The sequence below is a fragment of the Arthrobacter hankyongi genome (genome assembly GCF_022012395.1).
In the GTDB taxonomy this organism is placed as follows: Bacteria; Actinomycetota; Actinomycetes; order Actinomycetales; family Micrococcaceae; genus Crystallibacter; species Crystallibacter hankyongi.
This window is the reverse complement of record NZ_JAKLTQ010000005.1, coordinates 223,950-244,699: the sequence shown is the minus strand read 5'-3', so window position 1 is coordinate 244,699 and position 20,750 is coordinate 223,950. Positions and strand designations below refer to the sequence as shown.

The 20,750-nt window shown below is 69.2% G+C and carries 16 protein-coding genes; 9 read left to right on the top strand and 7 right to left on the bottom strand.

Annotated elements, in window-relative coordinates; all coding sequences use genetic code 11:
* Positions 1–54: 54 nt before the first annotated feature.
* The 3 genes from LVY72_RS09985 to LVY72_RS09975 are packed head-to-tail and all read right to left on the bottom strand — an operon-like array spanning position 55 to position 2,885.
* A complete protein-coding gene (locus tag LVY72_RS09985; protein WP_237820355.1) occupies positions 55–1,167 on the bottom strand; it encodes a glycosyltransferase family 4 protein in 1,113 nt (370 codons plus the stop codon).
* Positions 1,164–2,045, bottom strand: a complete 882-nt coding sequence (locus LVY72_RS09980; protein WP_237820353.1) for an alpha/beta fold hydrolase — start codon at positions 2,043–2,045, stop codon at positions 1,164–1,166. Before LVY72_RS09980 ends, LVY72_RS09985 begins: the two co-directional genes overlap by 4 nt.
* Positions 2,046–2,048: 3 nt before the next feature.
* Positions 2,049–2,885, bottom strand: a complete 837-nt coding sequence (locus tag LVY72_RS09975; protein ID WP_237820351.1) for an aldo/keto reductase — start codon at positions 2,883–2,885, stop codon at positions 2,049–2,051.
* Positions 2,886–3,117: 232 nt separating this feature from the next.
* On the opposite strand from LVY72_RS09975, the gene glpK reads away from it, so the two are divergent.
* From glpK to LVY72_RS09940, 7 genes are all read left to right on the top strand, one after another.
* Complete coding sequence (glpK, locus tag LVY72_RS09970) at positions 3,118–4,632, top strand: glycerol kinase GlpK (RefSeq protein ID WP_237820349.1); 1,515 nt, start codon at positions 3,118–3,120, stop codon at positions 4,630–4,632.
* Positions 4,633–4,833: 201 nt separating this feature from the next.
* Positions 4,834–7,323, top strand: a complete 2,490-nt coding sequence (gene leuS / locus LVY72_RS09965) for a leucine--tRNA ligase (RefSeq protein WP_237820347.1) — start codon at positions 4,834–4,836, stop codon at positions 7,321–7,323.
* Between the two features lie 10 nt (positions 7,324–7,333).
* Positions 7,334–8,278, top strand: a complete 945-nt coding sequence (locus tag LVY72_RS09960) for a DegV family protein (protein ID WP_237820345.1) — start codon at positions 7,334–7,336, stop codon at positions 8,276–8,278.
* An 87-nt stretch (positions 8,279–8,365) separates the two neighbouring features.
* Complete coding sequence (locus LVY72_RS09955) at positions 8,366–9,217, top strand: ComEA family DNA-binding protein (RefSeq protein WP_237820343.1); 852 nt, start codon at positions 8,366–8,368, stop codon at positions 9,215–9,217.
* Positions 9,214–11,886 carry a ComEC/Rec2 family competence protein gene (locus LVY72_RS09950; protein WP_237820341.1) on the top strand — a complete coding sequence of 891 codons (2,673 nt, stop codon included), beginning with the start codon at positions 9,214–9,216 and terminating at the stop codon, positions 11,884–11,886. Before LVY72_RS09955 ends, LVY72_RS09950 begins: the two co-directional genes overlap by 4 nt.
* A 182-nt stretch (positions 11,887–12,068) precedes the next feature.
* Positions 12,069–13,007, top strand: coding sequence for a DNA polymerase III subunit delta (holA, locus tag LVY72_RS09945; protein ID WP_237820383.1), 939 nt, complete (start codon positions 12,069–12,071; stop codon positions 13,005–13,007).
* Positions 13,008–13,192: 185 nt separating this feature from the next.
* On the top strand, positions 13,193–14,686 hold the full coding sequence (locus LVY72_RS09940) for a sugar porter family MFS transporter (RefSeq protein ID WP_237820339.1): 1,494 nt from the start codon (positions 13,193–13,195) through the stop codon (positions 14,684–14,686).
* Between the two features lie 139 nt (positions 14,687–14,825).
* Here LVY72_RS09940 and rpsT read toward each other — a convergent pair whose 3' ends face one another.
* Both rpsT and LVY72_RS09930 read right to left on the bottom strand, forming a co-directional pair.
* Positions 14,826–15,086 carry a 30S ribosomal protein S20 gene (gene rpsT, locus LVY72_RS09935; RefSeq protein ID WP_237820337.1) on the bottom strand — a complete coding sequence of 87 codons (261 nt, stop codon included), beginning with the start codon at positions 15,084–15,086 and terminating at the stop codon, positions 14,826–14,828.
* A 246-nt stretch (positions 15,087–15,332) separates the two neighbouring features.
* Complete coding sequence (locus tag LVY72_RS09930; protein ID WP_237820335.1) at positions 15,333–15,983, bottom strand: type II toxin-antitoxin system PemK/MazF family toxin; 651 nt, start codon at positions 15,981–15,983, stop codon at positions 15,333–15,335.
* A gap of 166 nt (positions 15,984–16,149) precedes the next feature.
* On the opposite strand from LVY72_RS09930, the gene lepA reads away from it, so the two are divergent.
* Entirely contained in the window at positions 16,150–18,003 is a 1,854-nt protein-coding gene (gene lepA, locus LVY72_RS09925; RefSeq protein ID WP_237820333.1) for a translation elongation factor 4, read from the top strand.
* A 48-nt stretch (positions 18,004–18,051) separates the two neighbouring features.
* Positions 18,052–19,281 (top strand): radical SAM family heme chaperone HemW, encoded by a 1,230-nt coding sequence (hemW, locus tag LVY72_RS09920; protein WP_237820331.1) that lies wholly within the window; start codon positions 18,052–18,054, stop codon positions 19,279–19,281.
* A 45-nt stretch (positions 19,282–19,326) separates the two neighbouring features.
* Here the strand turns inward: hemW and LVY72_RS09915 are convergent, their stop codons facing one another.
* Positions 19,327–19,770, bottom strand: a complete 444-nt coding sequence (locus tag LVY72_RS09915) for a DUF4870 domain-containing protein (RefSeq protein ID WP_237820329.1) — start codon at positions 19,768–19,770, stop codon at positions 19,327–19,329.
* 94 nt (positions 19,771–19,864) lie between these two features.
* Positions 19,865–20,707, bottom strand: a complete 843-nt coding sequence (locus LVY72_RS09910) for a DUF3097 domain-containing protein (protein ID WP_237820327.1) — start codon at positions 20,705–20,707, stop codon at positions 19,865–19,867.
* Between the last annotated feature and the right edge of the window lie 43 nt (positions 20,708–20,750).

Below are 20,750 nucleotides of genomic sequence, written 5' to 3'. Positions count from 1 at the left end.
CTGAGAAGGGGATTAAGTGGCAAGCCGATGGGGTGGTGCGGGGGTGGGGTGGGGCTATCGGGCGAGCCGGCGGGGCGGGGCGGGGTCGGCCGGGGCTGAGCGCAGGTGCAGCACCGCTTCGGCGGCCTCCAGCAGCTGAGCCGCGGAGGTGTCCCAGTCGTAGCCGGCGGCGCGCAGCACCCCGTCTACCGAGGCCCGGCGCCAGCGCGCATCCGCCTCGAGCTGACGGACGGCCGCGGCAAAGGCGGCCGGATCCATCGGGTCCACCTGCAGCGCTGCCCCGCCGGAGACTTCGCGGAAGATCGGGATGTCACTGGCCACCACCGGTGTGCCAGCGGCCATCGCCTCGATCAGCGGCAGACCGTAGCCCTCGTCCCGGGACAGCGTGACCAGTGCCGTGGTGCTGTGCAGCAGCTCGCGGTACTTTTCCTCGGACACGCCGTTGTGGAAGACCAGCTGCTGCGGATCGACCGCCAGTGCGGCGAGCTCGTGCCGCCGCGCCTCGGAGATCGGACTGAGCAGGTGCAGTTGGTAGCCGGGCAGCTGCGGCATGGCTGCGACCAAGGTCTCGACGTTCTTGTACGGCATGAAGGAACCCATGTACAGCAGGGTCTTCTCCCGCGGTCCGTCCGGATCACGCGGCGCACCCTGGGGGACCGAGGCGTTGGAGACGATCCGCACCGGGCGCCGGGTCAGCCTGGCCTGCTCCATCAGTGCGCGGGTGGTGGCGCTGACCGTGGCGACGACGTCGGCCCGGTTCAGCAGCAGCCGCTGCGGCCAGTAGGCCTTGTGGTACAGGCGCCAAAGCAGTTGCACCGGCTTGGGCAGGAAACCGGGCGGTTTGGGGTGGCGGTAGTAGATCAGGTCGTGCAGGGTCAGGATCAGCCCGTAGCGCCGGCCGAGGCTGCCCATGGTCTGCATCGGGCAGAACACCACGTCCGCACCGAGCCGGTTCACCTGGTGGGACACGAAGAGTTCGGCGGGGGAGAGCGGGCTGTTGATCTTCACCCACGGAACGTCCGGCAGCCAGGCGAGCTGGCGTTCGTCCGAAATCAGCATGGTGACGTCGGCGAGCCGGGCGGCGGCCTCGATCAGGTTCGCGCCGAAGCGGCTGATCCCGTCGACCTGGTCGATCCGGGTAAAGCGGGCGTCCATGACCAGTTTCATGCGTCCAGCCCCGCGGCGAAGCCGGCCACCAGCGCCGCGGCGGCGGCAGGTGCCTCATAGTGGATCAGGTGTCCCACATCCGGGATGAACTCCAGCCGGGCGTGCGGGATCAGGGCCGCCAGACGGCGCTGGCTGGCTACCGACCCGAGGTCGTCCTTGACACCGGCAACCAGCAGCACCGGTACGGCAAGCCGGCCGGCGACCTGACCCACGTCGTCGGAAATGGAGGCCTGGAAGGCCTCCAGAACCACCTCCCGGTGGGCGAAGGCGCTGAAGTAGCGGTCGTGCTGGTCGTGGATGAACCGGCGCAGGGCCGGGTCCTTGGTCTTGGCCATCATCAGGGACATCGCCCGCACGATCACCGGTTGCCGCAGCAGCCACAGTCCCGCCCGCGCCGGCAGCTTCGCCGCCAGCAGGTAGTAGGACTCCGCCAGCCGCGAGGCCACTGCCCGGGGGCCCTTCAGGGCGGGCTCGCTGATCGGGTTCACCAGCACCAGGGCGCGGAAGGCCGACGGCGCCGCGGCCACCAGCCGGGCGGCGATGATGGAACCGAAGGAGTGGCCCAGCAGCAAGGTCTGCGGGCCCAGGTCCGCCGCCGCGGCGAAATCCTGGAGGAACCGCACGTAGCCGGCGACGTCGTGCCGGCCCTGCGTCAACGGGGCGGACTCGCCGAACCCCGGCAGGTCGGGGATCAGCACCCTGAACCCCGGCAGCGCCCGGGCCATCAGTTCCAGGCCGTGGTGGTCCCCGCGGAAGCCATGCACCATCAGCAGGGTAGGGGCATCGGGCCCGGTTTCGGCCGGGTATTCCCAGTAGCTGGCCTGGCCGTGCGGGAAGTCCAGGACCTGGCGGAGCGCGCGCTCCTGCACCGAAGGCACCGGTTAGTTCACCTCGTCCGGGTCCGAGCCGATCCGGCCGTTGCGTTCGAGTCCGGCCAGCCGCTGCATGGCGCCTTCGTCCAGGCTGAAACCGGCCAGATCGAGGTTTTCGCGGATCCGGGCGTTCGAACTGGCCTTCGGGATGACGATGTTGCCCAGCTGCAGGTGCCAGCGCAGCACAACCTGCGCCGGGGTGCGGCCGAGCTGGCCGGCCAGTTCCCGCACCACGGGGTCGGCCAGCACGGCTCCCCGGCCCAGCGGGCTCCAGGCCTCGGTGCGGATGCCGTGCCGGTCGTGGAAGTCGCGCAGGTCAGCCTGCTGCAGCCAGGGATGCAGTTCGACCTGGTTCACCGCCGGGACGACGTCGGTGGCCTCGAGCAACTGCTCCAGATGGTGGATCTTGAAGTTGGAGACGCCGATGGCCCGGACCCGGCCCTCGTGGTAAAGCCGCTCCAGTGCGCGGTAGGTGTCAATAAACTTGCCGAGCCTGGGCAGCGGCCAGTGGATCAGGTAGAGGTCAACGTAGTCCAGCGCCAGGGTCTTGAGCGAATGGTCGTAGGCACGCAGGGCGGCGTCGAAGCCATGCTGGTCGTTCCACACCTTGGTGGTGATGAAGATGTCCTCGCGGCTGGCCTCGGCTTGTTCCGAGGTGAAGCGGTGGACCGCCTGCCCAACGCCGGCTTCGTTGGCATACAGCGCGGCAGTGTCCAGCATCCGGTATCCGGCGTCGAGGGCCTGGATGCACAGCGCCTCGGCGTCCGACGGCGGCACCTTGTACAGTCCGTAGCCGATCCGGTCCATCAGCACGCCGTTATTGAGCTGCACCTTCTCTGATCGCATAGGGAAGACTCTACCGACCTTTGCTGCGATCTTTGCTGTGCGCCGGAGAATGCACGTGCATCCGCGGTAGCGCCTCCCCGCCCCCGCTCGCAAGCCCGCGGCGGGCCCCTCGGCCAGAGAGTTGCCGGCCCCGTGCGCGAAGCGCACGGGGCCGGCAACGAACGGTAGCGCCTCCCCGCCTCCCCCCGCTCGCAAGCTCGCGGCGGGCCCCTCGGCGGGTAGGCTCTTGCGCATGCCGGAATTCGTCATGTCCATCGACCAGGGCACCACCTCCAGCCGGGCCATGGTGTTCGACCACGCCGGCCGGCCGGTGGCCAGCGGACAGAAGGAGCACCGGCAGTTCCTGCCGCGGCCCGGGTGGGTGGAACACGACCCGGTGGAAATCTGGGAGAACGTCCGCGAAGTGGTGGCAGTGGCGCTGTCCCGGGCCGGGCTGACCCGCCATGACATCGCCGCCGTCGGACTGACGAACCAGCGCGAGACCACGGTGGTCTGGGACCGTCGTACCGGGTCACCGGTGTGTAATGCGATCGTCTGGCAGGACGTGCGCACCCAGCAGCTGTGTGACGAGCTGGCCGCTGACGGCGGACCGGACCGGTTCAGGGCGGTGACCGGGCTGCCGCTTACGCCGTATTTTTCCGGTACCAAGCTGAAATGGATTCTGGATAACATTCCCGGCGCCCGCGCCGCGGCGGAGGACGGGAACCTGCTCTTCGGCACGGTGGACAGCTGGCTGCTGTGGAACCTCACCGGCGGGCCTGATGGCGGCGTGCATGCCACGGATGTGACCAATGCGTCCCGGACGCTGTTCATGGACCTGCGCACCCTGCAGTGGGACGAGGCCATCCTGGCCGAATTCGGCATTCCGGCGGCCATGATGCCGGCCATCCGCTCCTCGGCCGAGGTCTACGGCACGGTCCATGGTTCCCAACTGCTGCGCATGGTGCCGGTGGCGGGCATTCTCGGCGACCAGCAGGCCGCCACCTTCGGCCAGGCCGCCTTCGGCCCGGGGGACGCGAAGAACACCTACGGGACCGGCTGCTTCGTCGTGGTCAATACCGGTCCGGACATCGTCAGCTCGGGCAACGGCCTGCTGAGCACGGTGGCCTACCGGCTGGACGGGCAGCCGCCGCAGTACGCGCTGGAAGGCTCCATCGCCGTCGCCGGTTCGCTCATCCAGTGGCTGCGGGACAACCTGGGCATTATCGGATCGGCGGCCGAGGCCGAAACGCTCGCGGGCACCGTCCCGGACAGCGGCGGCGCGTACTTCGTTCCGGCATTCTCCGGCCTGTTCGCCCCCTATTGGCGGGCCGAAGCCCGCGGGGCACTGGTGGGGCTGACCCGCTTCGTGACCAAGGCCCACATCGCCCGCGCGGCTCTGGAGGCCACCGCGTTCCAGACCCGCGAGGTGCTTGATGCGGTGAACGCCGATGCGTCCGCGCCGCTGCGCGAGCTCAGGGTCGACGGCGGCATGGTGGGCAACGACGCGCTGATGCAGTTCCAGGCGGACATCCTCGGGGTCCCGGTGGTGCGCCCGCGGGTGGCCGAAACCACCGCGCTGGGCGCGGCGTACGCAGCCGGACTCGCCGTCGGCTACTGGTCCACGCTGGCGGAGCTGGCGGCCAACTGGGCCGAGGACCGGCGCTGGATGCCGCAGATGGAGGAGACGGAGCGGGACCGCCGGATGCGGCTGTGGAAGAAGGCGGTGACCCGGACCTTCGACTGGGTGGATGGCGACGTCGGATAGGGCGGGGCGGACTGCGGTAGAGTATTGCCGTGTTTGCCCATTCGCTGAGCTAGCCGCCAGACGAGGCAGGTGCCGGCCGCCGCCGGCGCGTCCAACCCGCACGACGTGCTGCGGCCGCCCCTCGCTGGAGAGGGGCTTTTGTGTGTCTGAGGCAAAGCAGCAACGTAGCAAGTGAGATCCAAGAGGACGAGGCAAGTCAACGTGAGTACGCAGTCTGGGACCGGGCAGAGCGAGTACAGTTTCTCCGCGATAGAGGCCAAATGGCCCGCCGTGTGGGAGGAACTTGGAGTCTTCACGCCGGCCGACGACGGTTCCCGGGAGCGCCGTTACGTCCTGGACATGTTCCCGTACCCGTCCGGCGACCTTCACATGGGCCATGCCGAAGCGTTCGCGATGGGCGACGTCGTGGCCCGCTACTGGCGGCTGAAGGGCTACGACGTCCTGCACCCGATCGGCTGGGACTCCTTCGGCCTGCCGGCGGAAAACGCCGCGATCAAGCGCAACGCCCACCCCAGCGAGTGGACCTACGCCAACATCGAGACACAGGCCGCCTCCTTCAAGCGTTACGCGATCAGCGCCGACTGGTCGCGCCGGCTGCACACCTCGGACCCCGGCTACTACCGCTGGACGCAGTGGCTGTTCCTGCGCTTCTATGAGCGCGGCCTGGCCTACCGCAAGAACTCCCCGGTCAACTGGTGCCCCAAGGACCTGACCGTGCTGGCCAACGAGCAGGTGGTCAACGGCATGTGCGAGCGTTGCGGCACGCCGGTGACGAAGAAGAGCCTGAACCAGTGGTACTTCCGGATCACCGAGTATGCGGACCGCCTGCTCGAGGACATGGAGGAGCTCAAGGGGCACTGGCCCGAGCGCGTGCTGGCCATGCAGCGCAACTGGATCGGCCGGTCCGAGGGCGCGCACGTCAACTTCGTCATCGAGGCCGCCGACAGCCGGCCGGCCCGCGATGTCACGGTCTTCACCACCCGCCCGGATACCCTGCACGGGGCGACCTTCTTCGTGGTCGCCGCGGACGCGCATCTGGCGCTGGACCTGGTCACCCCCGAGCAGCACGACGCGCTGATGGACTACCGGGAGAAGGTCAAGGCGCTCTCGGACATCGAACGCCAGTCCACCGAGCGGGAGAAGACCGGTGTCTTCCTGGGCCGCTACGCGGTCAATCCGCTCAACGGCGAAAAGTTGCCGGTCTGGGCCGCGGACTATGTGTTGGCGGACTACGGCACCGGCGCCATCATGGCCGTGCCCGCGCATGACCAGCGGGATCTGGACTTCGCCAAGGCCTTCGGCCTGCCGGTGCGCAGCGTGCTGGATACCGGCGAGGAGGATCCGGCCGAGACCGGCGTCGCCACCGCCGGCGAAGGCACGCTGATCAATTCCGGCGAGCTCAACGGCCTGTCCAAGGCCGAGGGCATCGCCCGGGCGATCGAGCTGGTCGAGGCCGCCGGCACCGGCGAGGGCGCGGTCAACTACCGGCTGCGCGACTGGCTGCTGTCCCGCCAGCGGTTCTGGGGCGCGCCGATCCCGATCATCCACTGCGCCGAATGCGGCGAGGTGCCGGTCCCGGACGACCAGTTGCCGGTGAAGCTGCCCGAGGATCTGCGCGGGGAGGCACTGGCGCCAAAGGGCACCTCGCCGCTGGCCGCCGCGGCGGACTGGGTCAATGTCGCCTGCCCCAGCTGCGGCCGGGCAGCCATGCGGGATACCGACACCATGGACACCTTCGTGGATTCGTCCTGGTACTACCTGCGCTTCGCCTCCCCGGAGTACACCGAAGGCCCGTTCGACGTCGACGCGGTCAAGCGTTGGCTGCCGGTGGGCCAGTACGTCGGAGGCGTGGAGCACGCCATCCTGCACCTGCTCTACAGCCGCTTCTTCACCAAGGTGCTCAAGGACATGGGCCTGTTGGACTTCGACGAACCGTTCTCCGCATTGCTGAACCAGGGCCAGGTGCTCAACGGCGGCAAGGCGATGAGCAAGTCGCTGGGCAACGGCGTGGACCTGGGCGAGCAACTGGACAAGTTCGGCGTCGACGCGGTGCGCCTGACCATGGTGTTCGCCTCCCCGCCGGAGGACGACGTCGACTGGGCCGATGTCTCGCCGTCGGGCTCGGCCAAGTTCCTGGCCCGCGCCTGGCGGCTCGGCCAGGACGTCACCTCCCCGGCCGGCACCGATCCCGCGGCGGGGGACCGGGACCTGCGCTCGGTCACGCACCGCACCCTGGCCGACGCCCAGGAACTGCTGGAGAGCCATAAGTTCAACGTGGTCATCGCCCGCCTGATGGAGCTGGTCAACGCCACCCGCAAGGTGATTGATTCCGGGGCTGGCGGAGCGGACCCGGCGGTGCGCGAGGCCGCCGAAGCCGTGGCCATCCTGCTGAGCCTTTTCGCGCCGTACACGGCCGAGGACCTCTGGGCCGCGCTGGGCCATGAGCCGTCGGTGGCCGCGGCCGAATGGCCGAAGGTGGAGCAGGACCTGCTGGTGCAGGCCACGGTCACCGCCGTCGTACAGGTCCAGGGCAAGGTCCGGGACCGGCTCCAGGTGCCCGCGGACATCAGCGAGGAAGACCTCAAGGCGCTGGCCCTGGCCTCCGAGCAGGTAGTCCGGACGCTGGACGGCCGCGGCATCCGCACGGTGATCGTCCGGGCGCCCAAGCTGGTCAACGTCGTTCCGGCCTGAGGCCCGGCCCGTGTCTTGGCTCGAGGATCTGCTGCAGCGGTCCCGCAGGCTGCTCCACGCGCCTGCCCAGCGCCACCTGCCGGCCCGGCCCCGGGTCGCCGTCGTCACGGATTCGGCGGCGGCGCTGCCGCCGGAATGGGTGGCGCAGCCGGACACGGCGGACTGGCTGCGGATCGTGCCGATGCCGGTGATGATCTCCGGGCAGATCTACGGCGAGGGCGTCGATGACATCCGTATGGTGCTGTCGGTGGGCCTGGCCGAGGGCAAGGACATCAAGACTTCCCGCCCCTCGCCCGGGCTGTTCCGGCGCACCTACGAGGAGCTGGAGGCACTGGGCTTCGACGCGATCGTCTCCGTGCACCTCTCGGCGGAACTGTCCGGCACCGTGGAGGCCGCCGGCCTGGCCGCCGCAGGCGTGGGCATCCCGGTGGAGGTGGTCGATTCCCGGACCGTGGCCATGGGCGAGGGGTTCGCCGTGATTGCCGCCGTGCTCGCCGCGCAGAACGGGGCCGGCGCCAAAGAGGTCGCGGCGCGGGCGCGGGACGCGGCGGCAGCCTGCGACGTGTTCTTCTATGTGCCCAGCCTCGAGCAGCTGCGCCGCGGCGGCCGGGTCGGAGCGGCAGCGGGGCTGCTGGGCTCGCTGCTGGCGATCAAGCCCCTGCTCGGCGTGCGTGACGGGGCCATCGTGCCGCTGGAGCGGATCCGCACCGCAGCCAAGGCCCAGGCCCGGCTCCAGCAGCTGGCCGTCCGGCGGATCGAACAGCTGGATTATCCGCCGCAGCTGGCGGTGCACTACTTCGGCAACGACGCTGAGGCGAATGAGCTGGCCAGGCAAATGGCCGCCCATGTGGGCGACCCGGTCCTGGTCACGCCGGTGCCCTCGGTGCTGGCCGCGCATACCGGGCTGGGCGTGCTGGCCGTGGTGGTCGGCCCGCAGCTGCCGGAGGCCTCCTGATCTACACAAGCGGGCATCCGGCCGCGGCGGTGCACAACGGCGCATCCTGTGCCGCACCACAGGCCGGCCGACTCGTAGCGTGGTGCCATGGCGCGCCATCGCTGGGCAGCCGGGCCCGATGCCAGCAGTTCCGATCCGTCAGCTAACCACGGGGACGGTTCCGGCCTGCCCGTGCCGCGACCGGCCCGGATCCGGTTCCGGATTGCCGCCGGCGCCGCCGTGGTGGTCGCCGGCGCGGCGCTGGGCACCGGTATTGCGCGGGTGGCGGGGGCGGACCTGGACCGCGACGTCGCCCAGGTGGTCGCCAGCGTTCCGCTGGCCTCCGACGGCGCAGCACCGAACCAAGCGGACCGTTCATTTCCGGCCACGCCGCCGGAGCAGGCTTCGCGGCAGGTATCCACGCCTGCGGCCGGTGGGTCCGGACCGCAACCGCCCGGAACCGCGCCGCCGGGGGCTTCCGCTGCGGCGATGCTCGTGGTCCACGTCGCCGGGGCCGTGGCCAGGCCGGGCATTGTCCGACTGCCGGCCGGGGCGCGGGTCTTCGAGGCCCTGGCGGCCGCTGGCGGAGCCACGAAGAACGCGGACGATTCGGCCCTGAACCTGGCCGCGCCGGTGGCGGACGGCCAGCAGATCTTCGTCCCCGCCCCGGGCCAGCCGCCGCCCGGCCCGCAGCAGGCGGTGCCGGGCGGATCGGGGCCACCGGCTGATGGACAGGTCCCGCCGCCGGGAGCAGGCACCCCGGCCGCGGCCAAAATCAATATCAACACAGCCGGCGCCGAGGAACTGACCTCCCTGCCGGGAATCGGCCCGGTGCTGGCCGGCCGCATCGTCGACTTCCGGCAGCAGCACGGCGCGTTTGCCAGCCCGGCGGATCTGGACGCGGTACCCGGAATCGGCCCAGGGCTGCTCGACGGGCTGTTGGACCTGGTGACGGTATGAGCCGGTCCGCGCCGTGGCGGCGCTTTGCCGACGCGGCCAGCGCCGGGCCGGTAGCGGAAGCCCGGGCACCTGCGGCAGGAAACACGGCTGGCGGTGCGTTGCCGGCCGGCACCTCACCGGCCCGGACACACCTGCACGGCCCGGCCCTGCTGGCGGCCGCCGTCCGTGCCCGTGCGGGGTTCCGGCCGGCCACCGGTAGCGGCGCGGTGACGCTGGATTTCCGGTTGGCGGCGGCCGCCGGCGTCTGCTGGGCCACAGCCCTCGGCCTGCCGCATGCACCGCGCGGCACGGCCTTCGTCCTGGCTGCCCTGCTCTTCGCCGCGGTACTGGCCATGCTCCTGCGCATGGTGTTCCGGCCGTCGGGCGGCTGGCTGCGGGCCACTGGGCTGGTCCTGTGCAGTGCCGCGGCACTGGCGGCCCTGGTCCTGGGCATCAGGCAGGCGGAGCGGCTCAGCGGCCCAATCCGCCAGGCCGTGGACGCCGGCGCCACCGTCACCGTGCGGCTGACGGCTCACGCTGATGCGGCCCGCACCGGCCGTGCAGGAAAGTTCCCCGGGGCGGCGGCCAGGTACCAGTTCCGGGCGGAGATACACCAGGCGACCTTCGGCGGGCGGCGGTTCGCGGCGGCGACTCCGGTCCTGCTCATCGGTGATTCCTCCTGGGCGCAGGCCCGCTACGGGGACGAGCTCGCCGCTGCCGGAAAGCTGGTCCGCGCCGGAGCGGGGCCGGTGGAAGCCCTCCTGATCGCCTCCACCGGGTTCCGCCGCGTGGGTGTCCCGCCCGTCGCCGCCGCGGTCAATGCCCTCCGTGAGGCCTTTATCGGCAGTACCGGCACGCTGCCGCCCGATGCACGGGCACTGCTGCCGGGCATGGTGCTCGGGGACCGTTCGCAACAGCCCGAAGACCTGGCCGAGGCCATGAGGATCGCCGGCCTGACGCACCTGATGGCGGTCAGCGGGGCCAATTGCTCATACGTTCTTGGCGCCGTCTACCTGTTGGCCGCGCTCTGCCGGCTGCCGCGGCCGCTGCGCGGCCTGCTCGGGCTGGTGGCGCTGGGTGGTTTTGTCATCCTCGTCCGGCCGGAACCGAGCGTCCTGCGGGCGGCGGCGATGGGATCCATCGGGGTATTCGCGCTCCTGGCCGGCCGGCGGCGGGCGTCGCTGGCCTTCCTGTGCCTGTCGGTGATCGTCCTGCTGCTGGCCGATCCGTGGCTGGCGGCAAGCTATGGCTTCCTGCTTTCGGTGCTGGCCACCTTGGGCCTGGTCCTCTTCGGCGAACGCTGTTCCCGCTGGCTGCAGCGCTTCCTGCCGAAGTTGCTGGCAGATGCGCTGAGCCTGCCCTTGGCGGCACAGGTGTTCTGTACCCCGGTAGTGGTCATGCTGCAGCCGGGCCTGCCGCTGTACGCCGTCGCGGCCAACGTCCTGGCGGCGCCGGTGGTGCCCGTGGTGACCATTTCCGGCATGGCCGCAGTCATGCTGGCACCGGTGTGGCCCTGGATGGCCTCCATCGCGGTCCAGTTGGCGGGAGGACTCTGCCTCTGGGTGGGCCTCGTGGCGCGCATGGTGGCCGTCTGGCCGGCGGCCTCCTTTCCGTGGCCGGAAGGGGTCCCCGGCGCTGTGCTGGCCCTGCTGGCCGGGTTGCTGGTGCTGTCGCTGCTGTTCCTCGGCTCGCGTCTGCCGGCGGCGTGGCACCGGAGCGCCGCGGGTGGAACCGCAGCCTGGCTGCAGCACCGCCGCCGGGCTCATGCAGGCCGGCTTTTGCCGCACCGCGGCGCGGCCATCCCTGCGGGTATCCGCCACGGATCTGCGCGGCACCGCACCGCCCTGCTCCTGGGACTGCTGGGCCTTGCCGCCGCAGCTTCAGGTATTGCAGTTGCCGTCCTCGCACGCGGCGGCGAAACCCCGAAGTGGGTGCTGGCCGTCTGCGACGTTGGCCAAGGCGACGGCCTCGTGCTCAACGCCGGCGAGGGCAGTGCGGTGGTGGTGGACACCGGGCCGGAGCCAGCCCCGATGGACCGCTGCCTGCGCCGGCTCGGGGTGGACCGGATCGAGCTTCTGGTACTGACCCATATGCATCTGGACCACTACGGCGGCCTCGCCGGGGCTTTGGACCACCGGAAGGTGGGTACCGTCCTCGTCGGCAGTTCCCGGGCGGAACTTCCAGACCCGGTAGTGGAAACATTGGCGGACGCAGGAGCCACCGCACAGCGGGGCAGCGCAGGGATGGCCGGAAGCTACGGCAGCCTCCGTTGGGAGGTCCTCTGGCCGGGTGCGGGCAGGCCACCGCCGGAGGAAAACGACGCCAGCCTGGTGCTGCGTGTGGACACGGCTTCCGGTCCCGGAGCAGCGCTGACGATGCTGCTGACCGGAGACTTGGAGAGTGAGGCGGCCGCCGCGCTCCTGGCCCGGCTGGGTCCGGCCCTGCCGGCGGTCGACGTGTTGAAGATCAGCCACCACGGCGCGCGCAATGGCGGTTCTCGGTTGATCCAGGCGCTGCGGCCCAAGGCTGCGGTCATCTCGGCAGGCCGCGGCAACGACTACGGACACCCGGCCCCGGAGATCCTCGCCGCCCTGGAGCGGGAGCAGGTCCCGGTGTTCCGGACCGACCTGCTCGGGACCATCCTGCTGTCCGCGGACGGTGGAAGGCTGGAAATCGCCGCGTTGCGCTGAACCGGCTTGGGATTTGGCGCGGCGCCGTGACACTGTAGATGGCGGGGCATGCATCGGCATGCCGGACAGAGGAGGAACCAGGCTTGAACCCGACCCCGGCATCCCGGACATCCAAGGCGTCCAAGGTCGCGGGTGGCAAAACGGCCGGCGGCACGGCCCCGGGTACCGTCTCGTGGCGCGAGGTGGTGCCTGCCCCGGTTGTGCTGGTCAGCGGGCCGGAGGAGTACTTGGCGCAGCGGGCCCGGCAGCGGTTGCGCACCCTGGTCCGCGGCCAGCAGCCTGACGTGGAGCTGACCATGATGGACGCCTCCGCCTACACGGCGGGGGAGCTGGCCATGACAGCAAGCCCCAGCCTGTTCGGTGAGGCGAAGCTGATCGAGGTGTCCGCGCTGGCCCAGATGAGCGATGACTTCCTCACGGATGCACTGGCCTATCTCCGCTCGCCCGCCGATGACACCGTCCTGGTGCTCCACCACGCCGGCGGGGTGCGCGGAAAGAAACTGCTCGACGCAGTCAAGGCCGCGGGCGCCCCCGTGGTGGACTGCCAGGCCCTGAAAAAGGACAGCGACAAGCTGGATTTCGTCCGCCGCGAGTTCAAGGACGCCCGGCGCAGCCTCGATGCGGGTGGCGCGCAGGCCCTCGTAGCCGCCGTCGGATCGTCGCTGCCGGACCTGGCCGCGGCCTGCGCCCAGTTGATTTCCGACACCACGGGCAGCATCACCGAGGAAACCGTGGACAAATACTATGGCGGCCGGGTCGAGGCCACCGGTTTCAAGGTGGCCGACGCGGCCGTCTCGGGGCGGGGGAGCCAGGCACTGGCCACGCTGCGCCATGCCCTGGCCACCGGGCTGGACCCGGTGCCGATTGTCGCCGTGCTCGCCCTGAAGCTGCGGCAGATTGCGAAGGTCAAGGGTGCCTCGGTCACGGCCAAGGATCTGGGCATGGCGCCTTGGCAGTTCGAGCAGGCGCGCAAGGATGCCCGCCACTGGGATTCGGAATCGCTGGCCCGGTGTATCCGGCTGCTGGCGGAAACCGATGCCCAGGTCAAAGGGGCGGCCAAGGACCCGGAGTACGCCGTCGAACACGCCGTGACCGTCATCGCCGCCAGCGCCGGCCGCTGAACCCCGCTCCGTCCATTGCCCGCTGCGGCCGGGGCGAGGACAATGGTTGTAACTGTCCCGACTGCCGACGCCCCGCTCCGATGAACGCCCGCTCTCCAGCCGGGCAGCCCAGGCCTCACAGGAGCCAATGGTCCCGGCTTCGCTGCAGGCCCGCCCGCCAGAGGGGCCGGAAAGCCTGTCGAGCCATGGCCACGCATGCACACGGGAATCTTGCCCAACCGGACTCCGGAGCGCCATCCCATCAGGGGAAAGTCCTGGCAGTCGCGATTTCCGCGGCCCTCGGGGGGCTGCTGTTCGGGTTCGACACCGCCGTCATCAACGGGGCGGTCAACTCCATCCAATCCACGTTTAACCTGGGCGCGGCAACGCTGGGCTTCACTGTGGCCATCACTCTGCTCGGCTGTGCCGTCGGGGCATGGTTCGCCGGCCAACTGGCCGATGTCTGGGGCCGCAAGGTGGTCATGGTGGTGGCTGCGGTCCTCTTCGTCGTCAGTTCCCTCGGTGCGGGGCTGGCGTTCGCGGAATGGCAGTTGATGGCCTGGCGGGTTGTCGGCGGCCTGGCCATCGGCATCGCCTCGGTCATTGCCCCGGCCTACATCGGCGAAATAGCGCCGGCACACAAACGCGGGGGGCTTAGCTCGCTGCAGCAGCTGGCTATCACCGTGGGCATTTTCCTGGCGCTGCTTTCGGACGCGGCTCTGGCCGGGACCGCCGGCGGTGCCGACGCGACCCTGTGGTTCGGCCTCCCGGCCTGGCGCTGGATGCTGATGGTTGGGATCGTCCCGGCCGCGGTGTACGGGATCCTGTCCCTGGAGATTCCGGAGTCGCCACAGTTCCTGATCCGCAAGGGCCGGAACGAGGAGGCCCTCAAGGTCATCCGGGAGACTACCGGTTCGCCCGACCCGGAACGGCGCCGGGCCGAGATCGAGGAGAGCCTCGAACACGAACGCCGCGCTACCTACCGTGACCTGCGCGGACACGCTCTGGGACTGCATCCCATCGTGTGGATCGGGATCGGCATGGCGGCCTTCCAGCAGTTGGTGGGCATCAACGCCATCTTCTACTACTCCACCACGCTCTGGCAGTCCGTGGGCTTCAGCCAAAGTGACTCCTTCGTCACCTCGGTCATCACCTCCGTGATCAACGTGCTGCTGACCTTCGTGGCGATCTTTTTCGTCGACAGCGTCGGACGGAAGAAGCTGCTGCTGGTCGGTTCGGTGGGTATGTTCGCCGGGCTTGTGGCGGCGGCCATCTCCTTCTCGCAGGCCACCGGCTCCGGGGGCTCGATCAGCCTGCCGGCACCCTGGGGCGCCGTCGCCCTGGTCGGTGCCAACGTGTTCGTCATCTTCTTCGCCGCGACCTGGGGTCCGGTCATGTGGGTTGTCCTTGGCGAGGTATTCCCAAACAAGATGCGCGGTCTGGCGCTCGGCCTGGCTGCGGCCTTCAACTGGATCTTCAACTTCCTGGTGACCCTGCTGTTCCCGGTCCTGAGCCAGGCTGTGGGGCTGGGTTTCGTCTATGCCGGCTTCGCGTTCTTCGCTGCCCTGTCGTTCTGGTTCGTCGCGGCGCTGCTGCCGGAGGTCAGCAGGCTCGAGCTTGAAGACAAGGACAAGCTGACCCACACGGGCCTTGCGCAACGGCGGGCCGGGCGGGCAGGGCGGGCGCGGCCTGCAATCTGACCACCCGGTAGACGGCGTCTGCGGGGTTCGGCTGCAGCTGCCGGCACCGGTGCTGATGAAAGGCTGAAGGCCGCCGCCCGGTCCGGGCGGCGGCCTTCAGCCGTAAAGCAGGGGTCCAGCACGATGGCTGGGCATCGGTTTAGAGGGCGTTGACCTTCTTGGCGATGGCGGACTTGCGGTTAGCGGCGTTGTTCTTGTGGATAACCCCCTTGCTAACAGCCTTGTCCAGCTTGCGGCCGGCCTTGGCCAGAGCCTGGACAGCGACATCCTTGTCGGAAGCACCGACGGCGGTGTTTACCGCGCGGATAGCCGTCTTCAACTCGGACTTGATCGAGTTGTTACGCTGGCGGGCCTTCTCATTGGTGAGAATGCGCTTCTTCTGGGACTTAATATTGGCCACTTATTAAACTCTCTTTGTAATGCGGACTGGTCTGGTGAGGGCATGCCGGACCAACTATTGACTGAGCGGCGTGGGGCACCGTAATGGCAGCCGATCCGGGGTGCCCGTCGACCTGCGCGGACACACAGCTATAAATATTAGCAGACCAGCGGCGGAATCCATGCCGTGTCGCCGCCCGATTTGCGCTGTAGCGCTTCCGGCTCGGGATGCAGTGCATCCCGTCCGGACCCGCAGCGGTTTCGCAGGTCAGGACCAGCCGTGAAGTTGTTGCAGCGCCTTGGCCACCTGGGCGAAGGCCGTCCGGTTCATCACCGATCCCTCACGGCGGATGTCCCGCGGGTCGATCTGCAGGATCCGGTCCAGCTTGACTTCGCTGGGCCGGCCCTTGGAATCCCATGGTCCCGTGCCGACGTCCAAATAGTCTTCGTCCCGGCGGCTGCCGTTGTTGCGGTCCTTGCTGGTCAGCATCAGTGCGAGCAGCCGTTGGCCGCTGCGGCCGATCAGCAGCACCGGGCGGTCCTTGCCCTGGCTGTAGTCCTCCTCGAACGGTACCCAGGTCCACACCACCTCGCCGGGATCCGGGTCGCCGTCGGGTTTGGGTGCGTAGCTGGCCTTGGCCCGGCCGCGGAAATCCCCGGGGTAGGGGGAGCTCAGCTGGCCCGCCGCCCCGCGAGCCGCCGGCCTTTCGGCCGGCTGCGGTGCCGGCTTCGCCTCTGGCCTGGCTGCCGGCCGCGGCGTCGTCGTCCGCCTGCCCGCGGCCGTCGCCGTCGGCGTTTTGGCGGTACCGGTCCCGGCGGTGCGGGTCTTCGGCGTGCCGGCCTTGGGTGCGCCGGCAGCCTTGAGCATGTCCGCGGCTCCCTTCAGGAGGCGGCCCAGTTTCTTTGAATCGAATGCCATGGATCAACGCTACCTGCCGGCGAAGTTTCCGCTCGGTTGTTGGAGGATTGGTCCCGGCGCGTGGGACACTGTTAAATCGAGTTGAATCCACCGTAATTTCGGCAGTGGCCACTTCACGCGCCGGGCGCGGCCGGCCGGCCGCCATCACAAGATTTAGGGAGCTCCTTTGTCACCCATGGCACGCACCGCACCGGTGCCCGCCGCCACTGATCCGGCGATCATCAGGAATTTCTGCATCATCGCCCACATCGACCATGGGAAGTCGACACTGGCGGACCGCATGCTGCAGCTCACCGGCGTCGTTGAGCAGCGGGACATGCGCGCCCAGTACCTGGACCGCATGGATATCGAGCGCGAACGCGGCATCACCATCAAGTCCCAGGCCGTGCGCATGCCGTGGGAAGTGGACGGCACCGCCTACGCCCTGAACATGATCGACACTCCGGGGCACGTGGACTTCACCTACGAGGTGTCCCGCTCACTGGCCGCGTGCGAAGGCGCCATCCTGCTGGTGGACGCGGCGCAGGGCATCGAGGCCCAGACGCTGGCCAACCTGTACCTGGCGATGGAAAACGAACTGACCATCATTCCGGTGCTTAACAAGATCGACCTGCCGGCCGCGCAGCCGGAGAAGTACGCGGCTGAACTGGCCAACCTCATTGGCGGGGACCCCGCGGACGTGCTGAAGGTCTCGGGCAAGACCGGCGTAGGCGTCGAGGCGCTGCTGGACAAGATCGTCAGGGACTTGCCGGCGCCGGTCGGCGATGCCGACGCCCCGGCCCGGGCGATGATCTTCGACTCGGTGTACGACACTTACCGCGGCGTCGTCACCTATGTGCGCGTGGTGGACGGCAAGCTCTCGCCACGCGAACGCATCCAGATGATGTCCACCAAGGCCAGCCACGAGCTGCTGGAAATTGGTGTCAGTTCCCCGGAACCGACACCAACCAACGGCCTGGGCGTGGGCGAGGTCGGCTACCTGATCACCGGTGTGAAGGACGTGCGCCAGTCCAAGGTCGGCGACACCGTCACCAATCTGGCCCGGCCTGCCGCAGAGTCCCTCGGCGGCTACGCTGACCCCAAGCCCATGGTCTTTTCGGGCCTCTACCCGATCGACGGCACGGACTACCCGGTCCTGCGCGACGCACTGGACAAACTCAAGCTCAACGATGCGGCGCTGATCTACGAACCGGAAACCTCCGCGGCTCTCGGGTTCGGGTTCCGGGTGGGCTTCCTCGGCCTGCTGCATCTGGAGATCGTCCGCGAACGGCTGGAACGTGAATTCAACCTTGACCTGATCTCCACCGCCCCGAACGTGGTCTACGAGGTGACGCTGGAGGACAAGAAGGTCCTGACCGTCACCAATCCCAGCGAATACCCGGACGGCAAGGTGTCCGAAGTCCGCGAACCGATGGTCTCGGCGACCATCCTTGCGCCGAACGAATTCGTCGGCGCCATTATGGAGCTTTGCCAGTCGCGCCGCGGGGACATGAAGGGGATGGACTACCTCTCCGAGGACCGGGTGGAGCTGCGCTACCGCCTGCCGCTGGCCGAGATCGTCTTCGACTTCTTCGACCTGCTCAAGTCCAAGACCCGCGGCTACGCCTCGCTGGACTGGAAGGCCGACGGGGAGCAGGTCGCGGACCTGGTCAAGGTGGACATCCTGCTGCAGGGCGAACAGGTGGATGCCTTCAGCGCCATCACCCACCGGGACAAGGCCTACAGCTACGGGGTCATGATGACCTCCAAGCTGCGCGAACTGATCCCGCGCCAGCAGTTCGAGGTACCCATCCAGGCGGCCATCGGTTCGCGCATCATTGCCCGCGAGAACATCCGCGCCATCCGTAAGGACGTGCTCGCCAAGTGCTACGGCGGCGACATCACGCGCAAGCGCAAGCTGCTGGAGAAGCAGAAGGAAGGCAAGAAGCGCATGAAGATGGTCGGCCGGGTGGAGGTCCCGCAGGAGGCCTTCATCGCCGCGCTGTCTTCCGACGAGCCCAAGGACAAAAGCAAGAAGTGACGTTCCACCCTGTCTCCACCGGGGGCCCGCGCAGGACCGGCGGTGCCCGTGCCTAGCATTCTTCCGGTGGGGGATCCGGCCCCGGCCGACGGCGTGCTGCCGGCCCAGGCGGGCAGCGGCGCGGGCGGCCGGCGCTTCTGCCTGTATGTCCACATCCCGTTCTGTGCCGTGCGCTGCGGTTATTGCGACTTCAATACGTACACAGCCACCGAGCTTGGTCCGGGCGCGGCCCAGGATGAGTACGCAGGTACCGTCGGCGGCGAACTGGACCTGGCCGCCCGGGTCCTGGAGCAGTCGGGGGTGCCGTCGCGCCCATTGTCCACGGTGTTCTTCGGCGGCGGCACGCCCACGCTGCTGCCCGCGGTGGACCTGGCGCGGATCCTGGACCGGGCCCGACGGCTCTGGCAGCTGGAACCTGGCGCGGAGGTAACCACCGAGGCCAATCCGGACTCGGTCACGCCCGAGTCCCTGCAGCTGTTGGCAGACGCCGGCTTTACCCGGATCTCCTTCGGCATGCAGTCCGCCGTCCCGCACGTGCTGAAGGTGCTGGACCGCACGCATAATCCGGCCCGGGTGCCCGAGGCAGTGCGTTGGGCCCGCGACGCTGGCCTGAAGGTCAGCCTGGATTTGATCTACGGCACCCCGGGGGAGTCCCTGCAGGACTGGGAAGCCAGCCTCGAGGCCGCGATCGCCTGCGGACCGGACCACGTCTCGGCCTACGCGCTCATCGTCGAGGATGGCACCCGGCTGGCTGCCCAGATCCGCCGCGGCCAGGTGCCGGATATCGACGACGACGACCATGCAGCCAAGTACCAGCTGGCCGACGAGCGGCTGGCGGCGGCCGGCTACGGCTGGTACGAGGTCAGCAACTGGGCCCGGACCGAGGCGGACCGCTGCCGGCACAACCTCGCCTACTGGCACGGCGACGACTGGTGGGGCGCCGGGCCGGGGGCCCATTCCCATGTCGGCGGCGTGCGCTGGTGGAATGTGAAGCATCCGGTTGCCTATGCCGGCCGTCTGGCCGCGGGGGAGTCGCCGGCCGCCGGCCGCGAAACCCTGGACGAGGCAACCCGGCAGTTGGAGCATGTCATGCTGCAGACCCGGATCATCGACGGGCTGGCGACCGCGGAGCTGGGCCCGCAGGGACGGCGGGAAGTGGCCGGGTTGATTGCCGAGGGCCTGATCGACGGCGCCCAGGCCGTGCGCGGGCGGGTGCGGCTGACGCTTCAGGGCCGGTTGCTGGCCGACGCCGTCGTTCGCCGCCTGCTCGAGCCCTAAACGCCTCGGGCCCTAATGGAGTGTGGGCGGGCGGGAAACGGGGGGTTAGCGGATCAGGCGCAGGTTCAGGGGGTACCGGTAGGGCCGGCCGCGGTTGACTTCGATCCCGGCAATGACCGAGTAGACGGTCAGGAAGACCCAGATCGCCGCGGCCAGCACCGCGAAGAGGGCATTGACGGCCGGGATGTTGATCAGCAGGTTGACGATCACTGCGGCGACGGTCAGCGGCAGGGTGAAGTTCAGGGCTTCTTTGGATTCCTGGGCCGTGAACGGGCCGCGGTCCTTGAAGATCAGGTAGATCACCAGCGAGGGGATGCAGCCCAGGATCCCGCCGAAGTGCGCCAGCGTGGCCCATTGCCGGTCCTCGGACGGGGTCAGCGGCAGGGCCGTGGACGAGGCGCTCTGGTACTGCGGACGGGGAGCCGGGCTCCGCGGGGAGTTATCGCTGTTTGCGCTGCGGTCAGCTTTACGCGCGGCGTTCTCTTGCACAGGACCTACCTCAGAGTTGCTCGGTAGCGGGATATGTCTTGACCGGGCCGGGCCCGGGTACTGCTATGAACTAGGTTAGCGGCAACTGCCCGGCTCACGTTGTGAGGAAGTCGATGACTTCCTCCACGCGGCCCAGCAGGGACGGCTCCAGGTCTGCGTAGGTGCTGACGCTGCCGAGCAGCCGCCGCCAGCCCTCGGCGATGTCGGCCGGAGTCCGGTTCGGCCAGCCCAGGCCGGCCAGGATGCCGGTCTTCCAGTCCATTCCGCGCGGTACCACCGGCCAGTCCTGAAGCCCGATGACCGAGGGTTTGACCGCCTGCCAGACGTCCACGTAGGGATGTCCCACGATCAGCACGTTGCCGCGTGCCGCCGGGACGGCCATGGCCGCCTGCGCGATCCGCCACTCCTTGGAATCCTTGACCAGATGGTCCACCAGGATTCCCAGTTTGCGCCCGGGCCCGGGCGCAAACTCCGCCACGGCCGCGGCGAGGTCGTCGACGCCGTGCAATGGTTCGACGACGATTCCCTCCACGCGCAGGTCGTGGCCCCAGACCTTTTCCACCAGTTCGGCGTCGTGCTTGCCTTCCACCCAGATCCTGCTGGCTTTGGCGACCTGGGCGCGCAGTCCCTCGACCCGGACCGAGCCGGAGGCCGTGCGCTGGGGCTTCTTCGGGGCGGCCGCGGTGGCAGGCACCACCTTGACCGGCCTGCCCTCGAGCAGGAAGCCGAAGCCCAGCGGGAAGGAGCGGGTCTTGCCCCGGCGGTCCTCCAAGGCCACCACATGCATGCCGCCGGACTTCTCCACCCGGACCACGGCGCCCACCCAGCCGCTCTGGACGTCCTCGAGCACCAGCCCCGGCTCGGCCGGCACTTCGGCCAGTTCGCGGCGGGCCGCCTTCGCGGTGATGTCCTGGGGTCCCCAACCGTAGTTGGTCATGGTGGTAAGTCCTTCGGCTCGGTGCTGCTCGTCAGGCTCGCCG

What these genes read in the sequence shown, in the direction of transcription:
- LVY72_RS09985 (WP_237820355.1), bottom strand. Translation starts at nt 1,167, where the DNA reads ATGAAACTGGTCATGGACGCCCGCTTTACCCGGATCGACCAGGTCGAC.
- LVY72_RS09975 (WP_237820351.1), bottom strand. Translation starts at nt 2,885, where the DNA reads ATGCGATCAGAGAAGGTGCAGCTCAATAACGGCGTGCTGATGGACCGG.
- glpK (WP_237820349.1), top strand. Translation starts at nt 3,118, where the DNA reads ATGCCGGAATTCGTCATGTCCATCGACCAGGGCACCACCTCCAGCCGG.
- LVY72_RS09955 (WP_237820343.1), top strand. Translation starts at nt 8,366, where the DNA reads ATGGCGCGCCATCGCTGGGCAGCCGGGCCCGATGCCAGCAGTTCCGAT.
- LVY72_RS09950 (WP_237820341.1), top strand. Translation starts at nt 9,214, where the DNA reads ATGAGCCGGTCCGCGCCGTGGCGGCGCTTTGCCGACGCGGCCAGCGCC.
- LVY72_RS09940 (WP_237820339.1), top strand. Translation starts at nt 13,193, where the DNA reads ATGGCCACGCATGCACACGGGAATCTTGCCCAACCGGACTCCGGAGCG.
- LVY72_RS09930 (WP_237820335.1), bottom strand. Translation starts at nt 15,983, where the DNA reads ATGGCATTCGATTCAAAGAAACTGGGCCGCCTCCTGAAGGGAGCCGCG.
- LVY72_RS09910 (WP_237820327.1), bottom strand. Translation starts at nt 20,707, where the DNA reads ATGACCAACTACGGTTGGGGACCCCAGGACATCACCGCGAAGGCGGCC.